Origin of the sequence: Streptomyces sp. So13.3, assembly GCF_005860785.2 — a bacterium.
GTDB classification, from domain to species: Bacteria; Actinomycetota; Actinomycetes; order Streptomycetales; family Streptomycetaceae; genus Actinacidiphila; species Actinacidiphila fildesensis.
This window is the reverse complement of sequence record NZ_CP048835.1, coordinates 4,775,514-4,797,583: the sequence shown is the minus strand read 5'-3', so window position 1 is coordinate 4,797,583 and position 22,070 is coordinate 4,775,514. Positions and strand designations below refer to the sequence as shown.

Below are 22,070 nucleotides of genomic sequence, written 5' to 3'. Positions count from 1 at the left end.
CCGTCACCGGCAACCAGGCGATGGCCGTCACCCTCCAGCAGAGCCTGCTGCCGCACGGACTGCCCGAGCAGGACGCTCTCGACGTCGCCACCCGCTATCTGCCCGCGCGGGCGGGAGTCGGCGGCGACTGGTTCGACGTCATCCCGCTGCCGGGCGCCCGCGTCGCGTTGGTCGTCGGGGACATCGTCGGGCACGGCATGCACGCCGCCGCCACCATGGGCCGGCTGCGGACGGCGGTGCACAACTTCTCGATGCTGGACCTGCCGCCCGACGATCTGCTGGCGCACCTCGACGACCTCGTGAGCCGGATGGACAAGGACGACGTGGCCCCGGGCACCGGCACCCCCGCCGCCGGCGCGACCTGTCTGTACGCGATCTACGACCCGGTCTCGCGGCGCTGCGAGCTGGCCCGCGCCGGCCATCTCCCGCCCGCGCTCGTCCATCCCGACGGATCGGTGGAGTACCTCGACGTGCCGGCCGGCCCGCCGCTGGGCCTGGGCGGCCTGCCCTTCGAAGCGGTGGAACACGAACTGCCCGAGGGCAGCAAGCTGGTCCTCTACACGGACGGCCTGGTCGAGGACCGCAGCCGGGACATCGACGTCGGGCTCGACCTCCTCCGCACCGCCCTGGCGGGCGCCGACCGCGACCCGGAGCAGACCTGCGACGCGGTGCTCGACGCCCTGCTCCCCGCAGAACCGAAGGACGACGTCGCCCTCCTCGTCGCCCGGGCCCGCGCGCTGCCGGAGGACCGGATCGCCCGCTGGTCCGTACCGTCGGAACCCTCCGCCGTCTCCGCCGTACGGGCCGCCGCCGAGCGGCAGTTGGAGCAGTGGGGACTGGACGAACTGGCCTTCACCACGGAGCTGATCCTCAGTGAGCTGATCACCAACGCCATCCGCCACGCCGCAGGCCCGATCACCGTCCGCCTGCTGCTGGACCGCAGCCTGATCTGCGAGGTCACCGACACCAGCAGCACCTCCCCCCACCTCCGCTACGCGGCCACCACGGACGAAGGCGGCCGCGGCTTGTTCCTCGTCGCCCAACTGGGCGAACACTGGGGCACCCGCTACACCAGCGCCGGAAAGATCATCTGGTCCGAACAGCGCATCCCCACGAAGCACGTGGCACCGAACCCTGACGCATGAGGAGCGCGTCGCCGGCGTCGGCGATACACGGCCGACTGCCCGCCTCAGGGCCCTGTGACGGGCGATATCTTCCGCCCCGACCGCCTCGGTCGGGGCCAGGATTCGGTAACGCTCGGTGACGGAAGATGGCCCCGCCACTCCTGGTTCGCCTTGACACCCCTGGAGGGCGGGCGTACAGAGAAGAGATGCGCCAGGGTGTGCCGGCGGACCCGCGAGGGACGCAAGTGACCGGCAGTACCGAGGCGACGCGCACCGGGATCGGTCCCGATGGTGTCCGCCGTTTTCGGCGCGGGCCCGACCCACCACAGGCCCCGCAGACCGCACCGACCGCACCGACATCACAGGCCACTGTGGGCGGCGCTGCCCCTGCCCTCCCGCCTGTGGAGACCGAGGAGCGGGACGAGCTGCTCGCCGCTGCCGTGCGCAAGGTGCTCAGGGACACCGACGCCTACTGCGGCATGGTGTACCTGCGCTCCCGTGACCGGCGCTCGCTCGTGCTGAGCACCGTCGCCGGCGTCCCCGTGTCGGCGCTGGGGTCGTTCCGCCGGATCTCCGTGCGCAGCCCGCTGCCCGCCCCGATGGCCTATCGCACCGGCCGCAGTGTGTGCCTGTCGGGGACGGAGGAGACGCTGCGGCGCTTCCCGCAGCTGCTGGTGGGCCTGCCGTACTCGTTCGCCTCCGTCTGCGCGCCGATCGTCGCAGGTCAGGAGAGCTTCGGGGTGCTGTGCGGGCTGTGGACGCCCTCGTCCGTCGGGCTGCCGCCTGGCGCCCGCCGGCACCTGCGGTCCGCGGCCAACCGGCTGGGGGCCCTGCTGGCGGAACTGACCGCCCGGGGGGACCGGGTGGAGGGCGGGGGCGACACGGCGGTGATCGAGCTGCCCACCGCGTCGGGTACGGCGATCCGGCTGGGGTTGTTCGACTGGGACCTCACCACCGGCACCGTCGCCGCCGACGACGAGCTGTGCGCGATCTTCGACTGGGCCTCCGACCAGTTCGACGGCCGGGCCGAGACCCTGGCCGCCCGGATCCACCCGGAGGACCTGCCGGGATTCTGTTCCGCCGCCCGCAGCGCGCTGCTGGACGGCCGGGTGCTCGCCACGCGACTGCGGGTGACGGCCGGGCCGAACCGGTCGCGGACCATCGAGGTACGGGGCAGGACCTCCGGGACAGCTGCTGGTCAGGACGCTGATCATCTGGTCGGCACCGTCCTCGACACCGGGACCGGCGTCGCCGCCGCCGAGGCCGTCGAGCGGTTGCGGCAGGGCATCCTCTCGCTCGACCCGGACGGCCGGATCACCTACGCGAACCTCGGCGCCGAGCTGCTGCTGGGGGCCCATCGCGAGGAAATGCTCGGGCGGCAGCTGTGGGACTGCCTCAGCTGGCTCTCCGACCCCGCGTACGAGGACAGCCACCGAGCCGCGATGATCTCCCGCCAGTCCACCGCGTATCTCGCCTGCCGCCCGCCCGACCGGTGGCTGGCCTTCGCCTTCTACCCCGACGCGCACGGGGTCACCGGCACCGTCGTCCCGGCGAGCGGGCCCCCCGAGCACGACGGTCCGGCGCCGCAGCCGACCGAGGACGCGGAGACCCCGGCCTCGGCGTTCGGGCCGTCGACCCCCGCACGGCGCGCCGGCGTCGGGGCCATCTACCGCCTGCTGGAACTGGCCAGCACGCTGACCCAGGCCGTCACGGTCCGTGAGGTGTGCACGGCCGTCGCGGAGCAGATACTGCCGGCCTTCGGCGGCCAGGAACTGGCGATCTACGTCGTCGCGGGGAACCGGCTGAACCTCGCCCACCAGGAGGGTTACCCCGAGGCGTTCCTGGACCGTTTCGAGGGCACGCCGATGGGGGCCCGGCTGCCCGGGGTGGAGACGCTGAGCACCGGTGCGCCGATCTTCTTCGCGTCCGTCGACGAGCTGTCCGGCGCCTACCCCGGGATACCGCTGGACGAGATGTGCGCCTGGGCCTTCCTCCCGCTGATCGCCTCCGGGCACCCCGTCGGCAGCTGCATCCTGGGTTTCGACGAGCCCCACCCGTTCACGTCCGAGGAACGCGGCGTGCTGACCGCGCTCGGCGGTCTGATCGCCCAGGCGCTGGAGCGCGCCCGGCTGTACGACACCGAGTTCGCCCTCGCCCGCGGCCTCCAGAACGCGTTGCTGCCGCACCGACTGCCCGAGGTGCCCGGTGTCGCCATCGCCGCCCGCTATCTGCCGGGGACACAGAGCATGGAGATCGGCGGGGACTGGTACGACGCGATCGTCACCGCGCAGGGACTCTGCCTGGTCATCGGCGACGTCGAGGGTCACAGCGTGGCCGCCGCCGCCACCATGGGCCAACTCCGCAGCGCGGTGCGGGCCTTCGCCACCAGTGGCTGCGAGCCGAACGAAGTGCTGGTCCGCACCAACCGGCTGCTGTCCGAGCTCGACCCAGGCCTGCTCGCCAGCTGCTGTCTGATCCAGCTGGACAGGACCGCGAGCCGGGCCCGTATCGCGCGCGCCGGCCACCTCCCCCCGCTGCTGCGGCACGCCGACGGCCACACCGACGTGCTGGAGTTCGCGGGCGGCGCCCTGCTCGGCGTCGATCCGCTGGCGGAGTACCCGATCAGTGAACTGGTGCCGCCGCCGGGCTCGGTGCTCGCCCTGTACACCGACGGGCTGGTCGAGGAGCCGGGGATCCCGATCGACGAGGGCATCGACCGGCTGCGGGTCTCGCTCGCGCACGCCGACGAGAGCTCGCTGGAGGACCTCGCCGACCGGCTGCTGGCCGACGCCCGCCTGTCGACGCACCGCGCGGACGACGTGGCGCTGCTGCTCACCGCGTTCGACGCCTAGGGGCTGTCCGACCGACCACGAACAGCCGTACCAGTAAGAACACCGCGCTGGTAATAGCACCGCGCAAGCGGGTGAACAGCTCGCTGGAACGTTCGACGACCGACCTCCGCACGGTATGCCTCCCGGTGCTGCTCAACTGATCAACCGTCAGAACTGGCTGGTGCGCCGGCCCTGCACTGGAGGGTTCATGAGATCGATTCCGCGAGGCCGGCGTACCTGGGCCGGCATCGTCACCACGGTGATGGCCACGGTCGCGACGCTCGGTGCGGCGGGTCCGGTACCCGGGCACCACGACGACCTCGGCCCGGAGATCAGGGCGATCATGGAGAAGCCCGCCTATGAGCACGCCCAGTGGGGCCTGCTCGAGGTCGAGGGCTCGACCGGACGCGTCGTCCACTCGCAGTACCCGGACCAGTTCTTCATCCCCGGTTCGACGGGCAAGCTGGTCAGCGTGTCGAGTGCCTGGCACGCGCTGGGCGGCGAGCACCGGTTCACCACTCCCGTGCAGGCCCTCGGCCGCCGGGCCGGCAGCGTCCTGAACGGGTCGCTGGCGCTGGTCGCGCAGGGCGACCTCACCATGGGCGGCCGGACGAAGCCGGACGGCTCCGTCGCCTACACCCCGATCGACCACACGTACGCGAACGATGTTCCGGGCGCCACGCTCACGCCCGAGAACCCGCTCGCGGGGCTGGACATGATCGCCCATCAGGTCCGCCGGTCGGGCCTCACCAAGATCCAGGGCGACGTCGCCATCGACTCCCGGATCTTCAGCACCGCCTCCGCCCCGCAGCTGGACCCGCTCCCGACCCCGCTCATCATCAACGACAACGTCATCGACCTGCTGACCACCGCGACGACCCCCGGCCGCCCCGCGCAGCTCAGCTGGCGGCCCCAGGTCGCGCCCTACCAGGTGACGTCGACCGTGAAGACGGTCGCGGCGGGCGGCACGACGAACATCGTGGTCAACGCCTCGCCGGACGGCACCCGCATCAGCCTGTCGGGAACGATCGCGGCCGGCGCGAAGCCGGAGCTGCGGATCTCCCCCGTCCAGGGCCCGGCGGCGTTCGGGCGCACGGCACTGATCGAGGCGCTCGCCCGGGCCGGCGTCACGGTCACCGCCCGGCCGACCGGACCGAACCCGTCCGGCCTGCTGCCGCGTTCCTACGACGGTACGCAGCGCGTCGCCGCGTACGTCTCGCCGATCTTCGCCGAGTACACGAAGCTGATCTTCAAGGTCAGCCACAACCTCGGGGCGAACCTCACGATCTGCCTGATGGCCGTCTCGACGGGCAGCCACGCGTGCGCGGACGGCTTCCCCGTGATCAACAGCTTCCTGCGCCAGGCCGGCATCGACCCGACCCAGGTACAGATGCTCGACGGCCGCGGCGGCAACCCCAATGACCGGGTCACCCCGCGCGTGGAGGACGAGATCCTGCACTACTGGCAGGGGACCGAGGAGGCGAAGCGCTTCCGTGAGGCGCTGCCGATCCTCGGGGTGGACGGCTCACTGACCTCCGTCTGCGAGGGCTCTCCCACCTGCCCGGGCAAGGGCAAGGTATGGGGCAAGCCCGGCACCTTCGCCGGCTACGACGCCGTCAACCAGCGGGCCACCGTCGGCGCATGGACCCTCGGCGGCTACCTCTCCGCGGGCCACGGACAGCTGAACACCTTCTACATCGCCATGACCGGCGGCTCCGCCCCGGACATCAACGGAGTCCTCGACATCGGCAACGACGTGGCCCGGATCGCGGGCCTCCTGCAGCAGCAGGCGGAGGCCAGGAGCCGCTCCTGACGGATTCGCCGGTTGACGCATCGACGGATCGACGAGGGCCCGGACCGCGTTGTGCGGTGCGGGCCTTCGTCGATGAAGGTGCGAGATCCTGAGCTTCGTGCCGGCTCCCACCACCCTCAGGAAAGGGATCTCAACGATCGTGCGCCCCATACCCACCTGCGTGTTGAGCAGCAGCGCTCCGCCCTTCGCCGACGGCGGGCACGACCCGGACCGGTTCGTGGAGATCGGTTCGTTCACCAAGGTCCTGACCGGAACCGTGCTCGCGCGCATGACCGCCGCGGGACTGCTCGACCTGGACGATCCCGTGGAGCGCCGGCTCGACCGGGTGCCGGCGGGCACCGGAATCACCCTGCGGCACCTGGCCGAGCACACCTCGGGTCTGCCCCGGCTGCCGCCCGGCCTGTCGCGCAGAGACCCTTACGCGCCCTTCGACGAGGATGCGCTGTCGGCACTCCTGAGCCGTCTCGACTCGCTCACCGTCAGGCCCGCCGGGCAGACGGAGGAGTACTCCAACTTCGGCTACGCCGTCCTCGGTGCGGCGCTGGTCGCCGCCGCCGGCCGGCCCTACGAAGAGCTCGTGGGGGAGCACGTGCTCGACCCGCTCGGCGTGGACGAGGTGACGGCCCGGCCGCCCGCCGACCGGCGGCTGTGCGCCACCGGGTGGTTCGGGAGGGAACGCGCGCCGTGGACGATGACCGGAGCGATCCTGCCCGCGGGAGGACTGTGGGCCACCCCCCGCGCCACGGCCGACCTGCTCACCGGCCTGCTCCTGGACCGGACGTTGGGCCCGCCCGCACTGTCCTGGCAGTCGGCCGGCCCGCTGAAGTGGCACAACGGCGCCACCCGCGACGCCTCCGTCTTCGCCGGAGCGTTCCCTGAGACGGGCCGCTGGGTGGTGGTCCACCGACTCGGCGGAAGTTCCGAGGGCACCGATGAAGCCGCGGTGGAGCACCTCAGGAGGGCCGAAGCCGCCACCTGAGGTTTGCTCGTTCACCCCGGTCCGGCCGGTCAGGACAGGAAGCGCTCGATGGCCTCGCGGGCGCGGGCGTTCGAGGCCGCGGCGTCGGCCAGCGCCTGGGCCAGGGCGTCGATCCACTCGTCCAGGCCCACCTGGCGCCGCGAAAGCACGATGCCGCGCACCTCCTTGCAGACCTCCCCGACCACGACGCCCTTGATCGCCGCGAACTCCTCGGCCGACAACGCCAAGTCCCAGGCCTCGCCGACCCGGCTCCGCACCATCCGCGCGCGAGCGCCCCCGGCCGGGCCGACGTCTTCTCGGTCTCTCATCGGCTCCTGTGCCATCGACCTCTCGGCGCACCGCGCGCATCGCGTCGCGTCGTCGTTCCGGCGGCAGGGCATGACATCGGCGGAATCAGTGAAACGGTCTTCAAGAGATCTTGACCGACCGATGGCTACGCGAGTCTCCGTACCGGTCCTCCGGCCCCCGACGTCACCCGGGTGCCGCGCGTGCCCTGCTCGTACGGAGGGCCGGGCTGGCCGACGCTGGACGGGAGAATGCCGTCGAGCCGGGAGAAGCCATGAAACGTCAGATCAACTGATGCGCCGCTGCCGCGCTGGCCGTCATGCTCGGTTGGGCCGGACTGACCGGCTGCTCGTCGGACAGCCCTGCCAGCGCCCCGGCGTCCTCGGCAGCCTCCGCGGTCAGGTCGGGGGCGTCGTCCGCCGCCTCCGCCGCCAGCAGCGCGGCGGCATCCGCGGCCGCCTCCGCCCAAGCGGCCGCGTCGTCCGCGCTGGACAACGTCAAGGCGGCCTGGACGCGAAGGCAGACGTCACTCTCGGCCCCCTGACGACCGGATCCGACGGCCGGACGGACGTCCCGGTGAAGGTCACCAACCACGACGCAAAGTCCAGGCGCTACACCGTCCTGGTCAATTTCAAGAACCAGTCAGGCACCGTGGTCGACGTGAGTGCCCTCAACGTTCCCGAGGTCGCCGCAGGCGCCACCGCCGACGCCACCGCCCGGAGCAACCGGACCCTGACCGGTACGGTCACCGCCGAAGTCCTCAGCGCCTTGCGGTACTGACGCCACACACAACAGCCGACGCCGAAGCCGGCGAGTCCGATTGCGCCGAAACCACGGCCCGTCAGCTCGTCATCTCGTCCTCGTCAAAGCCGAGGTCGTCCTCGATGCCCAACTCGACGGCCGCCTCCCACTTCAGCACCTTGAGGTGGTCGCCGATGGCGACGGCACGCAGGATCTCCTCGGCGCGCCGGCCACCGATCGCACCGAGCGCCTGGAGGGTCTTGAGAGAGAGGGCGTACGGAGGAGTCTCGGTCGGCAGGCGAGCCGTCAGCAGGGCATGCAGGGCGGGTACGGCATTCGGGTCCGCGTCGTCGCTGGCGACCTCGCCGAGGATCTCGACGAGGTCCTCGTAGTTGGCCGGCGCCGTTCCGTCGGCGATCACGGGGATGATGACGGCGGCGAGTCCCTCGGGTGGGTGTCCACCGCCAGGTTGCTGAATTTCTCGAACAACCGCCAGTCCCCAGTGCGGCCGGTGTGCTCCGCCTGGTGCGACGGCCCAACCGGTCGTAAGTGTTGCTGATCGCGCTGCCGTTCAGGGTCTCGGTGAGGATCCGGCCCGCGGCGTCTCGGAGGTATGTCAGTTCCGCGTCCGGGTTGCTCGCGCGCAGCAGGCGGTTCGCGGCATCGTAGGCGAAGGACGCGGTCGCCGCGTCGGTACGGCTCTCGACCACCCGGCCCAGGGCGTCCCTGGTGTAACGCACGCTCTGGCCCGCGCCGTTGACCCGTTCGACCAACTGCCCCGCCGCGTCGTAGCGGTACTCGACCGCACGTCCGTTGAAGTCGACCTCACGGATCAGTCGGCCGGCCGCGTCGTACGTGTACGACCACGTCGCTCCCGCCGGATTCGAGACGGCGACGAGCCGCGTCGCCCGGTCGTACGTGTAGTGAACCGTGCCGTCGGGATCGGTGCGCGAAGCCGGCAGGCCGAAGCCGGCGGTGACGGTGCTCGTGACCGTACCCGCCGGATCGCGGTATTCCGCGGGATTGCCGTCCGCGTCGTAGGTCCAGGTCTCCCGGGCACCGTCGGACGCCACCGACCACGCCGGCAGGCCCTCCACTGTCCAGCCCAGGCGGGTGAGGCCGCCCATCGGGTCGCGCGTTCCGACGACCCGGCCGAACGCGTCCCGGTCGTAGCGCTCGGTGCTCCCGGTCGGATCGGTGAGCGCGACGGCCAGACCGGCTTCGTTCGGCTCGATGCGCGTAACGCCGCCTATGGGGTATCTCGCCCATGGCGAGATGTGCTGTACGCGGACGTATGCGCGGTCTACGCGGGCATGACGCCGTGGATCCGGGAGAGGGTGAAGACTCGCTCGTCGTCCCTCAGGTGGCACCAGGCGTCGAGAAAGGGCGGGTCGAGAGCGAGGCGGCTGAGGGTGCGTACGGTGCGGCTTCCTGAGGCGGCGACGTATTCGACCGTGATGGCCGTACCGGCGTCGAGGGCATGGGCGAGCTGGCGGACATCGCTGTACGACAGCTGCTTCGCATACCCGGAGACGATTTCTTCGGTGTCCGTGCCGTAGGGCACTCCGCTGCCGAATGGGTCGGGGGCCGGGGCGGTCGGTGGGGCGGTGAGCAGCTGGGCGGCCACGGCGTTCAGGTCGACAGGTGCCGGGGCCTTCGCCGCGCGATTGGCCGCGCTCCGGAGGGCCGCCCTACCACCTGTTCTGCGGGGGGCCGGGATGGGAGTGGCGGCCCGCTGAGGCCGGGCTTTCTCGATGCGTACGGTTCCCTCGGCCGTCTCGGCGACGGGGGCGTAGCCCTCGGCACGGAGGGCGGTGAGGGTCGCTTCGACCGGGCTGCGGCTGAGCAGCACCGTCGGGGCGAGCTGCCGCAGGCCGAGCCTGGAGAGCTTGCGGTGGGCGGCGAGTTCGGCCAGGAGCGCGGGCTCCTCGCCGTGGATGACGCAGACGGCGGGGGCGACGCGCACGCGGCCGTGGCTGCGTGCGGTGTCGGCGATGAGGTAGGACAAGGGCTGTGGCAGGGGCCCGGCGGCGATGGCGGCCAGGTCGGCCGCGATGTCGTCGGGGATACGGCCGGCGTCCAGGGCTCGGCGGACGCTGCCGGCGCTGAACCGCCACACTGATGCCGTGCCGCTGGCCTCCCGCTCGGCGACGGAGTCCAGGAGCGAGGCAAGCCGCGCGGACGGTGTGCCGGTGACGACGGCGGTGAGGTCGGCGCCGATCCGGGCCACTGCGGTGGCCGCGGGCAGCAAACGCCGGCACTCGGCGCTCAGCCCCTCCGTGTCGTCCGTCCGCAGGTGGATGCCGAGGACGGACACGACGCCGCGAGCGAGTACGCCGAGGAGCTCGGCCTCACGGATCACGGCGGCGAACGGCGTTCCGTCCTGGGGCGACGAGTCGGCGAGCGGGCGTTGCCAGGCGATCAGGGGTCCCAAATCCGCCGTGACCCTCGCGCCCTGCCCTGCCGGGAGCTGTGCGGCTGCGGCCAACAGCCCGTGGCGGGCCTGCACGCAGCCGTTGCAGGGCGGTGCTCCGGCGAGAGCGGGAAGCGCCTTGTTGTCCTCGTCGCGCGCCTGGGTGGGGGTGAGCGGCAGGTTCCGCCACGCCTGAAGCAGTACGGCGAACTGCTCCGGGGGTTCCTGTTCCGCCCAGGCGTCGTACGCCTCGGTGGGAGCCACGCGATCGCCGTTCCGGTCCAGGAGCCCGGCAGCGTACGCAGTTTCGAGAGTAAGGCGCACGACGGCGTCGTCGGCCTGGGCGGCCTTGCCGATCCGGGCCAGTTCACGCGCACCGATCCCGCCGGACTTCAGCCGGGCCGGCGCAGTCGCCGAGCAGACCGACAGGACCGAGACAGCACGGGAAGTGAACGCCGCAGCCGCGGCCGACGCCTCGCGGTCCACCTCCTGCGGGGTGACAGGCGTCAGCGGCGCGTAGGGCGGAACGGGTTCGAACGGGGCGTGCCGGCCGGGCCCCCTCAGCGCGAGCGCCACCTCGGCGGGCATACGGGCCGGACCGTAGCGGTGACGGTCCTGGATCAGGAGCCCCCGGTCCGATGCCCATCGCTCGCCCGGTTCAAGCCCTGGATCGGGAGTGCCGAACACGACGAATTGCGAGGGCTGCCCCGGCCCGGCCGCCGCCTGGCGTTCGAGCAGCTTCCGCGCCGCCGCGGGGGCCTTCGCGACCACCGAGACAATCCGTTCCGGGTCGCTGTGGTGCTCCATTAGCGCGGCCAGTCGCTGCGGCCTGGTGCCCGGTGGCTTGACGCCCAGTGCCGCCAGCATGCCGCGCAGCTCCTGGGACGTCGTGCCCGCCAGCAGTTCCTTCAGCGGAGCATCAAGCCCCAGGGGTGCGTCCCATGCCTGCCGCAGCGGTCCGGCCATGCGGAGCTGCCCCGCGCCGTCCGGCCAGACCAGAGCATGATCGGCCAACACCTCCAGCACGTCGTCCAGCTGGCGAGCGGCTTCGTCGTCCGCCGCTCCCAGCAGCTCCGCCAGAGCATCGCGCGATGCGGGCACCCCCAGCGCTGCCAGCGCCTCGGCCACCTGGAAGTGCGGCAGCGCGAGTCGCGGCAGAGCCAGTGCCACCGATCCCGGGCGCTGCAGCCGGTCCGCCAACTCCCCCACCGAGCGCGGCTCCGGAGGGGAAACGGCGTCCTGCCGCGTCCCGAGCACGCGAACCAGATGAGAGCCGTCGAGGCTGCCCAGCCATGTCGCCAGCGTTGATCGGGACTTCATGCGGGGACACCTCGCCAGACCAGGGAAATTCGTGACGGGGCCGAAGCCCCCGGGACCGGTTCAAGGATGGCGTATCACCGGGATCCTCGGTGCCGCATGAGGGCAGGTTCACCGCTGACGGGCGTTGGCGGCTTGTCGGCCACCTCCAAATTGCGCCGCGAGCGAGCCGACCGTTCACCGAAATGTCCCGATTGGGAGCTGGTAAGAGCAACCAGGAGTGCAACCGGTGCACGCCAAGAAGCCGAGCCGCGGTCGCGGCTCGGCTTCTCGTTTTGCCTGTTCAGGCAAGTGCGGAGGATACGAGATTCGAACTCGTGAGGGGTTGCCCCCAACACGCTTTCCAAGCGTGCGCCCTAGGCCACTAGGCGAATCCTCCGCGACGAACACTACAAGACGCGGAGGGGTGCTCGCGAACTCGTAAGTGGGTGATCCGATCGGGTACGCTGTGCGCAGCCCCTCACGTGGCGCTATCTCGCTGAACTCCCCCAGGGCCGGAAGGCAGCAAGGGTAGGTGGGCTCTGGCGGGTGCGTGGGGGGTCTTTGCGTTCCCGGGGGCGGTCGGGGGAGGTCCGGGGGACGTCGGATGTCGGTGGGCCCCGATATCGTCGTAGGCGTGTCCCTCGCTCTGTACCGCCGCTATCGTCCCGAGTCCTTCGCCGAGGTCATCGGGCAGGAGCACGTAACCGACCCGTTGCAGCAGGCGCTGCGCAACAACCGGGTCAATCACGCGTACCTGTTCAGTGGGCCCCGAGGCTGCGGGAAGACGACGAGCGCGCGCATCCTGGCGCGGTGTCTGAACTGTGTTCAGGGGCCGACGCCGACGCCGTGCGGGGAGTGCCAGTCGTGTCAGGACCTGGCGCGGAACGGGCCGGGGTCCATCGATGTGATCGAGATCGACGCGGCGTCGCACGGTGGTGTGGACGATGCGCGTGATCTTCGGGAGAAGGCGTTCTTCGGGCCGGCGGGCAGCCGGTACAAGATCTACATCATCGACGAGGCGCACATGGTCACCCCGCAGGGCTTCAACGCCCTGCTGAAGGTGGTCGAGGAGCCCCCGGAGCATCTCAAGTTCATCTTCGCGACCACCGAGCCCGAGAAGGTCATCGGCACGATCCGGTCGCGTACCCACCACTACCCCTTCCGCCTGGTGCCGCCGGGCACGCTGCGCGACTACCTCGCGGAGGTCTGCGCCCGGGAGGACATCCCGGTCGAGGACGGCGTGTATCCGCTGGTGGTGCGGTCCGGCGCGGGTTCGGTGCGGGACTCGATGTCGGTGATGGACCAACTGCTGGCGGGCGCCGGTGCCGACGGTGTGACGTACGCCATGGCGACGGCGCTGCTCGGTTATACGGACGCGGCGCTGCTCGACGAGGTGGTGGACGCGTTCGCCTCGGGTGACGGGGCGGCGGTCTTCGAGATGGTCGACCGCGTCATCGAGGGCGGGCACGATCCGCGGCGCTTCGTGGCGGACCTGCTGGAGCGGCTGCGCGACCTCGTGATCATCGCGGCGGTTCCGGACGCGGTGGACAAGGGGCTGATCGACGCCCCGAGCGATGTCATCGAGCGGATGCGGGCCCAGACGTCCGTCTTCGGCGCCGCCGAGCTGAGCCGTGCGGCGGACCTGGTCAACACCGGTCTGACCGAGATGCGCGGCGCCACGTCGCCGCGGCTCCAGCTGGAGCTGATCTGCGCCCGGGTGCTGCTGCCCGCGGCGTACGACGACGAGCGCTCCGTACAGGCCCGGCTGGACAAGCTGGAGCGGCGGGGCTTCGCCCCCGGTGCCCCGCAGGTCCCGGACTTCGCCTATCAGCCCGCGCACGCCGACCACAGCCCCGGCGGCCCAGGAGGTCCTGGCGGCCCCGGCGGCCCCGGCGGCGCGGCCTCGGTCCGTGCGGCCGTGGGCGGCGGACGCCCGGCTCCGGCCGCGCAGCAGGCCCCCCCGCCCCGACCCGCGCACCCGCCCCCCTGAGCAGCACGAACCCGCTGCCGGCCCCCTCCCGCCGCGGTTCCGGCTCCCTCGGACGGCGGCGCCCGGCAGCGCCCCGGCGCCTGGCCGACCACGACCGGTCCGGATACTGCCGGTGCTCCAGTGGCCACCCAGCGGCCGCTTCGGCGGCCCCTGCCGCCGCACCGCCCGAGGCCGCTCGTCCCGGCGCCTGGCCGACGGCCGCCCAGGCCGCACCCGCCGCCCGGCGGCCCCCGCCCTGGCCGCCCAGACACCGCCGCCCGCTTACCCCGCCGCCCCGGCGGCGTCCGGGTTCGCCGGGGACTCGACGCGCGTACGGCAGATGTGGCCGGACATTCTGGAGGCGGTGAAGAACCGCCGCAGGCTGACGTGGATGCTCCTGCTGAACAACGCGCAGGTGGCGGGCTTCGACGGGCAGACGCTGCAGCTCGGATTCGACAACCCCGGAGCGCGCAACAGCTTCGCCAACAGCGGCAGCGAAGAGGTGCTCAAGCAGGCGATCAGCGACGCCCTCGGGGTGGAGTGGCGGATCGAGGCCATCGTGGACCCGTCGGGCGGCGGGGGAACGGCCGGCGGCGGCTCCGGAGGTCCCGGCGGCTCCGGTGGCCCGGGTGGCGGTTTCGGCGGCGGAGGCAGCGGTGGAAGCGGCGGCGGGTCCCGTCCGTCCGGCCCGGCCGCCCCGGCCGCACCGTCCGCCTCATACGCCCCATCGGCATCCTCCGCCCCGTCCGCACAGTCCGCACACTCCGCCTCGTCCGGGCCCTCCGCCCCGCAGGGCGGGCCCGCCCAGGCGGCCCATGCCGCGCCTCAGACGGCCGCCGGACGGCCCGGGGGCGCGCCGCCGCCACTGATGTCGGACGAGACGCCGCCGCCCCTGGAGGACGACATTCCGGAGGACGACGACGTGGATCTGGTCGAGTCCCCGCTGTCCGGATACGAGCTTTTCGTGCGCGAAATGGGTGCCACGGTGATCGAGGAGATCCCGAACGACTGATGTCGCCCGATGTTCCGCGTCACGTCGTCCGATCCTCCGTACGGCGTAGGGCGCAGGGCCGTCCGAGCACGTAGGCTCGCCCTACCGCGCAACGTTGTCGTGAGGCAGGAGTGAACCCGTGATCCCCGGTGGTCAGCCCAATATGCAGCAGCTGCTCCAGCAGGCCCAGAAGATGCAGCAGGACCTTGCCGCTGCCCAGCAGGAGCTGGCCGAGGCCGAGGTCGAGGGTTCTGCGGGCGGCGGTCTCGTGACAGCCACGGTGACCGGTGCCGGTGAGCTCCGGGGGCTGGTCATCGACCCCAAGGCGGTCGATCCTGAGGACACGGAGACGCTGGCCGATCTGGTCGTCGCCGCCGTGCACAACGCGAACGCGACCGCGCAGGAGCTTCAGCAGCAGAAGCTCGGTCCGCTCGCCCAGGGGCTGGGCGGCATGCCCGGCCTGCCGTTCTAGCGTAAAGAAGGCGCCCCGTGTACGAAGGCGTGGTTCAGGACCTCATCGACGAACTGGGCAGGCTGCCCGGCGTGGGTCCCAAGAGCGCGCAGCGGATCGCCTTCCACATCCTGCAGGCGGATCCGGCCGATGTGCGGCGCCTCGCGCACGTACTGGCCGAGGTCAAGGCCAAAGTGCGGTTCTGCAACATCTGCGGGAACGTCGCGCAGGACGACCAGTGCAGGGTCTGCCGTGACCCGCGCCGCGATCTCGCGGTGATCTGCGTGGTCGAGGAGCCCAAGGATGTCGTCGCGGTCGAGCGCACCCGTGAGTTCCGCGGCAGGTACCACGTACTGGGCGGCGCGATCAGCCCCATCGAGGGCGTCGGTCCGGACGATCTACGGATCCGGGAGCTGCTGACGCGGCTCGCGGACGGCACCGTCACCGAGCTGATTCTGGCGACGGATCCCAACCTTGAAGGTGAAGCGACCGCTACGTACCTGGCCCGCATGGTGAAACCCATGGGGCTGAAGGTGACGCGACTGGCCAGTGGTCTGCCCGTGGGGGGAGACCTGGAGTATGCCGACGAGGTCACGCTGGGTCGTGCCTTCGAAGGGAGACGACTGCTCGATGTCTGACACCGCGGTAACCACACAGGACTCGAAGGGCGCACCGGGCTCTCCGGAACGCGACCTCGGCGATCCGAACGTCCAGGAGCCCGACGACTTCGCCGTCCAGATCTGCGATCAGATCGAGAGTTTCATCCTCTCGGTCCGCGAGGTCGCCAAGGGCGACGATCCGGACAGCGCTGTCCCGTACCTGCTGCTGGAGGTCTCCCAGCTGCTGCTGGCCGGCGGCCGGCTCGGCGCGCACGAGGACATCGTTCCGGACGAGCGCTACGAGCCGGACATCGGCCCCGAGCCGGACGCGGACGAGCTGCGCCAGCACCTCGCGGCGCTGCTGGAGCCGATCGACGTCTACTCGGAGGTCTTCGACCCGTACGTACCGCGCAGTACGCCCGTCGCCTGCCGGATTTCGGACGATATGGCCGACGTGGTGACCGATCTCACGCACGGCCTCGCGCACTTCCGCGCCGGCCGCGTGAGCGAGGCGCTGTGGTGGTGGCAGTTCTCGTACCTGTCGAACTGGGGACCGACGGCCAGCGCCTCGCTGCGCGCGCTGCAGTCCCTGGTCGCTCACGTCCGGCTGGACAGCCCGCTGGACGAGCTGGACGGCCTGGACACGGACGATTCGGCGGACGACGAGGAGCGGCTGGCCGAGGAGGCCGGCAAGGTCATGGCGGCCGAGCTCGGCACCCCGCTGGGCGTCCGCGCCCAGCCCGCCGCCGGCTGATCCCGGGCCCGTCACCCGTCGAACCCTGGCCCACCACCGGCTGAACCGGTCAACCCGTCACTCGCTGACACGCCGTAGCCGCGCACCCGCTACCCCCACCGTCGGATATCCGGACGATCTTCCTCCGGTCACGCATCCAGCGCCTGATCTGGGGTTATTCCGTTCCGTCCTGGGCAGGTGGCCCACCGAGTGGGCCACCTGTCTCAATATCCGGTATCGCGGAGGCCGCCCCGGCCCGCTCGTTAGACTGAGCCGACCGCAGTACCAGACCTTCCCGAGGAGCGCACGTGGGCCTTGTCGTGCAGAAGTACGGAGGCTCCTCCGTCGCCGATGCTGAAGGCATCAAGCGCGTCGCCCGGCGAATCGTGGACACCAAGAAGAACGGCCATCAGGTCGTTGTCGTGGTGTCGGCGATGGGCGATACGACGGACGAGCTGATCGATCTCGCCGAGCAGGTGTCGCCGATTCCCGCCGGCCGGGAGTTCGACATGCTGCTGACCGCCGGAGAGCGGATCTCCATGGCGCTGCTGGCGATGGCGATCAAGAACCTCGGTCATGAGGCGCAGTCGTTCACCGGCAGCCAGGCCGGGGTCATCACCGACTCCGTCCACAACAAGGCACGGATCATCGACGTGACGCCGGGCCGTATCCGGACCGCGCTCGACGAGGGCAACATCGCGATCGTGGCCGGTTTCCAGGGCGTGTCCCAGGACAAGAAGGACATCACCACGCTGGGCCGCGGCGGTTCCGACACGACCGCGGTGGCGCTGGCCGCCGCGCTCGCCGCCGAGGTGTGCGAGATCTACACGGACGTCGACGGGGTCTTCACCGCCGACCCGCGGGTCGTCAAGCGCGCCCAGAAGATGGACTGGATCTCCTTCGAGGACATGCTGGAACTGGCCAGCTCCGGTTCGAAGGTGCTGCTGCACCGCTGTGTCGAGTACGCCCGTCGTTACAACATTCCGATCCACGTCCGCTCGTCCTTCTCCGGCCTGCCGGGGACCTGGGTGAGCAACGAAGCACCGCTAGGAGGCAAGCCGATGGAGCAGGCGATCATCTCCGGGGTTTCGCACGACACGTCCGAGGCCAAGATCACGGTCGTCGGGGTGCCGGACAAGCCGGGCGAGGCGGCGACGATCTTCCGTGCCATCGCGGACGCCGAGGTCAACATCGACATGGTCGTCCAGAACGTGTCGGCGGCGGCCACCGGCCTCACCGACATCTCCTTCACCCTCCCCAAGACCGAGGGCCGCAAGGCGATGGACGCGCTCACCAGGTCGCAGGACCGCATCGGGTACGACTCGCTGCGCTACGACGACCAGATCGGCAAGATCTCGCTGGTCGGCGCGGGGATGAAGACCAACCCGGGCGTCACGGCGACCTTCTTCGAGGCGCTGTCGAACGCCGGCGTCAACATCGAGCTGATCTCGACGTCGGAGATCCGCATCTCGGTGGTCACCCGGGCCGACGACGTGAAGCCGGCCGTCCAGGCGGTGCACTCCGCGTTCGGCCTCGACAGTGAAAGTGATGAAGCTGTCGTCTACGGCGGTACGGGCCGATGAACCGTAAGCCGACCCTGGCCGTCGTCGGTGCGACGGGCGCGGTCGGCACGGTGATGCTGGAGCTGCTCTCCACCCGGCAGGACGTGTGGGGCGAGATCCGGCTGGTCGCGTCCGCGCGGTCGGCCGGCCGCCGCCTCGTGGTGCGCGGTGTGGAGACCGAGGTCGTCGTGCTCAGCGAGGAGGCGTTCGAGGGCGTCGACGTCGCGATGTTCGACGTCCCGGACGAGGTGTCCGCGCAGTGGGCGTCGGTCGCCGCCGCCAAGGGCGCGGTCGTCGTGGACAACTCCGGAGCCTTCCGGATGGACCCCGATGTCCCGCTGGTGGTGCCGGAGGTGAACGCGCACGCGGTGCGGATGCGCCCGCGCGGCATCATCGCCAACCCCAACTGCACGACGCTGTCGATGATCGTGGCGATCGGCGCGCTGCACGCCGAGTTCGGGCTCAGCGAGCTGATCATCTCCTCGTACCAGGCGGCTTCCGGCGCGGGCCAGTCCGGCGTGGACACCCTCCGCGACCAGCTGTCCAAGGTCGCCGGCACCCACCTTGGTACCCAGCCGGGCGATGTACGGCGCACGGTCGGCGACTTCGGTCCCTTCCCGGCGCCGCTCGCGCTCAACGTGGTGCCGTGGGCCGGCTCGCTGCGGGAGGACGGCTGGTCCTCGGAGGAGCTCAAGGTCCGGGACGAGTCACGGAAGATCCTGGGCCTGCCGGAGCTGCGGGTCACCGCGACCTGCGTACGGGTGCCGGTCATCACGACGCACTCGCTGTCGGTGCACGCGCGGTTCGAGAACGAGGTGACCGTGGAGAAGGCGCACGAGATCCTGCGGAGCGCTCCCGGGGTCGTCGTGACCGACAATCCCGCCGAGGGCGAGTTCCCGACCCCTGCCGATGTGGTGGGCACCGACCCGACCTGGGTCGGCCGGGTACGCCGCTCCATGGACGATCCGAACGCGCTCGAACTCTTCGTGTGCGGGGACAACCTGCGCAAGGGCGCCGCCCTGAACACTGCACAAATTGCCGAAGTCGTGGCGGCCGAGTTCGTCGCTTCGCACGCATGATGTGATCCACTCCTTGGTCTGGACCACTTGAAGTGGGTCGCGCACCAATGGACAATTCGCTCCCTGACCGCTGCAACCGGCAGTAGACGGGGAGCGTCTTTGTGTCAGCGCACTGCCCTAATGTGCTGCGTGCCGGGGGGTATTGGGCAGGCACAGTTCGTGCCTGGGCAAATGGGCGCATTGGGGAAGAAGTTGGTACGCATGGGGATATTCGGCGCCACATCAAAGGCGACGCCTTGCGCGTACAACCCTGACGGGGGGACGCGTGTCCAACAGTCGTGGCAGAGGCACTGGGTATCGAGACGGCACTTGGGCGGGGCGGCGCTCCGACACGCGTGCCGCGCCCGCGTACGCCCGGCCGTACGTCCGGCAGGGCACGCACTCCCGGCGGGATGCCCGTGATAGCGCCCTGGCCGATCGTGCGCGTGCCGTCCGAGCTGGGTGCTGACGCCACGATGGCCGTCGGCACCACGGTCGACCACCTGACCGAGACCTACAGTGCCCACTACCGGTCGCTGCTCGGCCTCGCCGCGCTGCTGCTGGACGACACGGCCTCCTGCGAGGACGTCGTCCAGGAGGCCTTCATCCGCGTCCACTCCGCGCGCAGCCGCGTCCGTGACCCCGAGAAGACCCTCGCCTACCTGCGGCAGACGGTGGTCAATCTCTCCCGGTCGGCGCTCCGGCGGCGCATCCTGGGCCTCAAGCTCCTCTCCAAGCCCATGCCCGACATGGCGAGTGCGGAAGAGGGCGCCTACGAGATCCTGGAGCGCGACCAGCTCAAGACCGCCATGCGGTCCCTCCAGCGCCGTCAGCGCGAAGTCCTCGTGCTGCGCTACTTTGCCGACATGACCGAGGCACAGGTCGCCGAAACGCTCGGAATTTCCCTGGGCTCGGTGAAGGCATACGGTTCCCGTGGCCTCGCGGCGCTTCGCATCGCGATGGAGGCGACCGTATGACCACCCCCTACGACTCACGTGGCATGGATCCAGAGAACCGCGAATTTCCCGAAGAACTGAACGACGAGCGCAACGCAGCGCCCACCGGAACCGGCCCTCAGGGGGCGGGATCAAGCCCCTTGGGAGCGAGAACCAGCCCTGCTGAAGGCGGGATGACCTTGCCCGGGGCCGGGACAACTGCGCCTGGGGCCGGGACGACTCCGCCTGGGGCCGGGGCGACTCCGCCTGGGGCCGGGGCGACTCCGCCTGGGGCCGGGGCGACTCCGCCCGGGTCCGGAGCGACTCCGCCTGGTGCAGGGGCGAGCTTCGACGAGCTGGCGCTGCGCCGGCTGATGCAGGACGCGGTGAAGGGCCTCAAGCCCGCACCCGACGCGCTCGACCACCTGCGGCACGCCGTACCGGCCCGCCGGACGCGCCGCCGCCAGGCCGTGGCGCCGCCGCCGCGTTCCTGCTGGCGTGTACCGCCGTGCCGGCCCTGCTGCATGTCGCGAACACCGCGGACCAGCAGGACACCACCGCGGCCGGCGCCTCCAGCCCCAACGAGCCGCGGCAGGACACCGGTGGCACGGGGGAGAGCAGCCAGGACGACTCGGGCGGTCCGGCCGACACCGGGACCAGCGCCGGCAGCGAGCCCGCCCCGTCGGTGACACCGTCGCCGACCCCCACACCCACGAACGAGCACGGTGCCACGGTCGCCCCGACGCCCACCGGCTCGGCCGGCCGCACCGCCCCGGCCTGCGACCGCTCCCAGCTCGGCAGCGGCGCGAGCAAGACCGGTGCCCCGGACGCCAAGGGCAACGTGTACGGCTGGTTCCGGGTCGCGAACGTCTCCGCGCAGGGCTGCACGGTCAAGGGCGGCGGCGCCGTCACCGTGATCGCCCAGGGCAGCGCCGACGCGTCGAAGATCCAGGTGCTGGACCACACGCCGGGCGATCCGGCCACCGGACTGCCGGATGTGGCGGCCGCCCCGCTGCTCCTCCAGCCGGGCGACACGTACGAGGTCCGGTTCGCCTGGGTGCCGGACGCGGCAGGTCCCAACGGCTGCCCGGCGCCGCCCACTCCGACGCCCACCCCGACCACCGGCGGCAGCACCAGCAGCGGCAACAACGGCACCAGTGCCTCGAACAACACCCCGGCAGCGGCCGATGTACCGCCGACGCCCGGCCCGGCGAGCGTCGAGGTCAGCCACACCCCGGAGGCGGGGGCGCCGGCCGTGGCCGACACGACGATCCCCGACGCGTGCGCCGGGACGATCTACAAGACGACGGCCCTCACACCTCAGTAGGCGAGGCGTGGCGCGGGAGGGCCGCGGAGTGCCGGGCCGCGGGCCCGGTGGCGTCGGCCGGCCCCGCTCCCCGTACCGTTGAGGCGTGTACCGGTTTCTGCTGACCCCGCGCTGGCTGGGAGTCCACCTCTTCGTCGTGCTCGCCGTGCCGTTCTGCGTCTTCATGGGCAGTTGGCAGCTGAGCCGCTTCGAGGACCGGATGAACAGCCACCACGTGGCCGAGCAGGCCCCGAAGGCCGCCGCGTCCGCCGCCCCGGTCCCGCTGGCCACCGTCCTCCCGGACACCAAGGCGCAGGTCACCCAGGACACCACCGGCCGCACGGTCACCGCGACCGGCCGCTACGACACCGGCCACCAGCTCCTGGTCCCCGGCCGTGACCTCGGCGACCGCACCGGCTACTACGTGCTCACCCCGCTGCGTACGGCGGGCGGCGCGGCGCTGCCCGTCGTCCGCGGCTGGCTGCCCGGCGAGGCCTCGTCCGCGACGCCCGCCGCCATCCCGGCGGCGCCCGCGGGCGACATCACCGTCTCCGGCGCCCTGCAGCCCCCCGAGAACACCGGCACCCAGGGCGTCCAGTCCGCCGGCGGACTGCCGCAGGGCCAGCTCGGGATGATCAGTGCCGCGTCGCTCGTCAACGTGCTGCCGTACGAGGTCTACAGCGGTTGGATCACGGTCACCGACGCCACCGCCCCGCTCGAGCCGGTGCCCCCGGCGGCCCCCAGCAACACCGGGCTCGACCTCAAGGCCTTCCAGAACCTGGGCTACACCGGCGAGTGGTTCGTCTTCGCCGGCTTCGTGGTCTTCATGTGGTTCCGGCTGGTCCGCCGCGAGGCGGAACTCCGCGAGGACACCGCGCTGGGCCTCATCCCGGACCAGGACCCGGCCGCTGAGAACCCTGAGAATGCTGAGAACGCGGCGGCGCCGGGCAAGCTGGAAGAAGCCCTGCCCGGCGACTGAGG

Annotated in this window: 18 protein-coding genes, 1 tRNA gene, 1 other RNA gene and 1 pseudogene; 16 read left to right on the top strand and 5 right to left on the bottom strand. The window is 71.4% G+C overall.

What is annotated here, in order from left to right:
• Positions 1-20: 20 nt before the first annotated feature.
• From C8250_RS43610 to C8250_RS21510, 4 genes and pseudogenes are all read left to right on the top strand, one after another.
• Positions 21-1,145, top strand: a pseudogene (locus C8250_RS43610) (ATP-binding SpoIIE family protein phosphatase); the annotation flags it as partial.
• Positions 1,146-1,525: 380 nt separating this feature from the next.
• A complete protein-coding gene (locus C8250_RS21520; RefSeq protein WP_244809262.1) occupies positions 1,526-3,976 on the top strand; it encodes a SpoIIE family protein phosphatase in 2,451 nt (816 codons plus the stop codon).
• A 187-nt stretch (positions 3,977-4,163) separates the two neighbouring features.
• A complete protein-coding gene (gene dacB, locus C8250_RS21515) occupies positions 4,164-5,768 on the top strand; it encodes a D-alanyl-D-alanine carboxypeptidase/D-alanyl-D-alanine-endopeptidase (protein ID WP_138356228.1) in 1,605 nt (534 codons plus the stop codon).
• A 160-nt stretch (positions 5,769-5,928) separates the two neighbouring features.
• Positions 5,929-6,747: a serine hydrolase domain-containing protein gene (locus tag C8250_RS21510; RefSeq protein WP_307811559.1), complete on the top strand. Its 819-nt coding sequence runs from the start codon at positions 5,929-5,931 to the stop codon at positions 6,745-6,747.
• 29 nt (positions 6,748-6,776) lie between these two features.
• Here the strand turns inward: C8250_RS21510 and C8250_RS21505 are convergent, their stop codons facing one another.
• Together C8250_RS21505 and C8250_RS21500 are read right to left on the bottom strand one after the other, a co-directional pair.
• Complete coding sequence (locus C8250_RS21505; RefSeq protein ID WP_138356226.1) at positions 6,777-7,055, bottom strand: hypothetical protein; 279 nt, start codon at positions 7,053-7,055, stop codon at positions 6,777-6,779.
• Positions 7,056-7,314: 259 nt separating this feature from the next.
• The gene (locus C8250_RS21500; protein ID WP_138356225.1) at positions 7,315-7,533 is read right to left on the bottom strand and encodes a hypothetical protein; all 219 of its coding nucleotides are present in this window, start codon (positions 7,531-7,533) and stop codon (positions 7,315-7,317) included.
• A 75-nt stretch (positions 7,534-7,608) separates the two neighbouring features.
• Between C8250_RS21500 and C8250_RS21495 the strand changes: the two genes are divergently transcribed.
• Positions 7,609-7,812 carry a hypothetical protein gene (locus C8250_RS21495; protein ID WP_138356224.1) on the top strand — a complete coding sequence of 68 codons (204 nt, stop codon included), beginning with the start codon at positions 7,609-7,611 and terminating at the stop codon, positions 7,810-7,812.
• 61 nt (positions 7,813-7,873) lie between these two features.
• On the opposite strand, the gene C8250_RS43605 is transcribed toward C8250_RS21495, so the two are convergent.
• The 3 genes from C8250_RS43605 to C8250_RS21480 all read right to left on the bottom strand — a co-directional run bounded on the left by C8250_RS43605 (position 7,874) and on the right by C8250_RS21480 (position 11,882).
• Complete coding sequence (locus C8250_RS43605; RefSeq protein WP_232485824.1) at positions 7,874-8,194, bottom strand: hypothetical protein; 321 nt, start codon at positions 8,192-8,194, stop codon at positions 7,874-7,876.
• 882 nt (positions 8,195-9,076) lie between these two features.
• Positions 9,077-11,506, bottom strand: coding sequence for a helicase-associated domain-containing protein (locus tag C8250_RS21485; protein WP_138356222.1), 2,430 nt, complete (start codon positions 11,504-11,506; stop codon positions 9,077-9,079).
• Positions 11,507-11,797: 291 nt separating this feature from the next.
• A tRNA-Ser gene (locus C8250_RS21480) sits at positions 11,798-11,882 on the bottom strand.
• A 75-nt stretch (positions 11,883-11,957) separates the two neighbouring features.
• Between C8250_RS21480 and ffs the strand changes: the two genes are divergently transcribed.
• The 11 genes from ffs (at position 11,958) to C8250_RS21430 (ending at position 22,068) form a co-directional block, all read left to right on the top strand.
• An RNA gene (gene ffs, locus C8250_RS21475) (signal recognition particle sRNA small type) lies at positions 11,958-12,048 on the top strand.
• 71 nt (positions 12,049-12,119) lie between these two features.
• Complete coding sequence (locus tag C8250_RS44875; RefSeq protein WP_346268763.1) at positions 12,120-13,475, top strand: DNA polymerase III subunit gamma and tau; 1,356 nt, start codon at positions 12,120-12,122, stop codon at positions 13,473-13,475.
• Positions 13,476-13,587: 112 nt separating this feature from the next.
• Positions 13,588-14,466, top strand: a complete 879-nt coding sequence (locus C8250_RS44870) for a hypothetical protein (protein WP_346268762.1) — start codon at positions 13,588-13,590, stop codon at positions 14,464-14,466.
• 118 nt (positions 14,467-14,584) lie between these two features.
• Positions 14,585-14,917: a YbaB/EbfC family nucleoid-associated protein gene (locus C8250_RS21465; protein WP_138359451.1), complete on the top strand. Its 333-nt coding sequence runs from the start codon at positions 14,585-14,587 to the stop codon at positions 14,915-14,917.
• Positions 14,918-14,934: 17 nt separating this feature from the next.
• Positions 14,935-15,534 carry a recombination mediator RecR gene (recR, locus tag C8250_RS21460; protein WP_138359453.1) on the top strand — a complete coding sequence of 200 codons (600 nt, stop codon included), beginning with the start codon at positions 14,935-14,937 and terminating at the stop codon, positions 15,532-15,534.
• Positions 15,527-16,249, top strand: a complete 723-nt coding sequence (locus tag C8250_RS21455) for a DUF5063 domain-containing protein (RefSeq protein WP_232485823.1) — start codon at positions 15,527-15,529, stop codon at positions 16,247-16,249. Before recR ends, C8250_RS21455 begins: the two co-directional genes overlap by 8 nt.
• A gap of 287 nt (positions 16,250-16,536) precedes the next feature.
• Positions 16,537-17,811, top strand: coding sequence for an aspartate kinase (locus C8250_RS21450; RefSeq protein WP_138359457.1), 1,275 nt, complete (start codon positions 16,537-16,539; stop codon positions 17,809-17,811).
• Positions 17,808-18,869: an aspartate-semialdehyde dehydrogenase gene (locus C8250_RS21445; RefSeq protein WP_138359459.1), complete on the top strand. Its 1,062-nt coding sequence runs from the start codon at positions 17,808-17,810 to the stop codon at positions 18,867-18,869. The genes C8250_RS21450 and C8250_RS21445 overlap by 4 nt, the downstream gene beginning before the upstream one ends.
• 392 nt (positions 18,870-19,261) lie before the next feature.
• Complete coding sequence (locus C8250_RS21440; RefSeq protein ID WP_138359461.1) at positions 19,262-19,825, top strand: SigE family RNA polymerase sigma factor; 564 nt, start codon at positions 19,262-19,264, stop codon at positions 19,823-19,825.
• A gap of 466 nt (positions 19,826-20,291) precedes the next feature.
• Positions 20,292-21,110, top strand: coding sequence for a hypothetical protein (locus C8250_RS21435; protein ID WP_187144933.1), 819 nt, complete (start codon positions 20,292-20,294; stop codon positions 21,108-21,110).
• 85 nt (positions 21,111-21,195) lie between these two features.
• On the top strand, positions 21,196-22,068 hold the full coding sequence (locus C8250_RS21430) for an SURF1 family protein (protein WP_138358720.1): 873 nt from the start codon (positions 21,196-21,198) through the stop codon (positions 22,066-22,068).
• Positions 22,069-22,070: the final 2 nt, after the last annotated feature.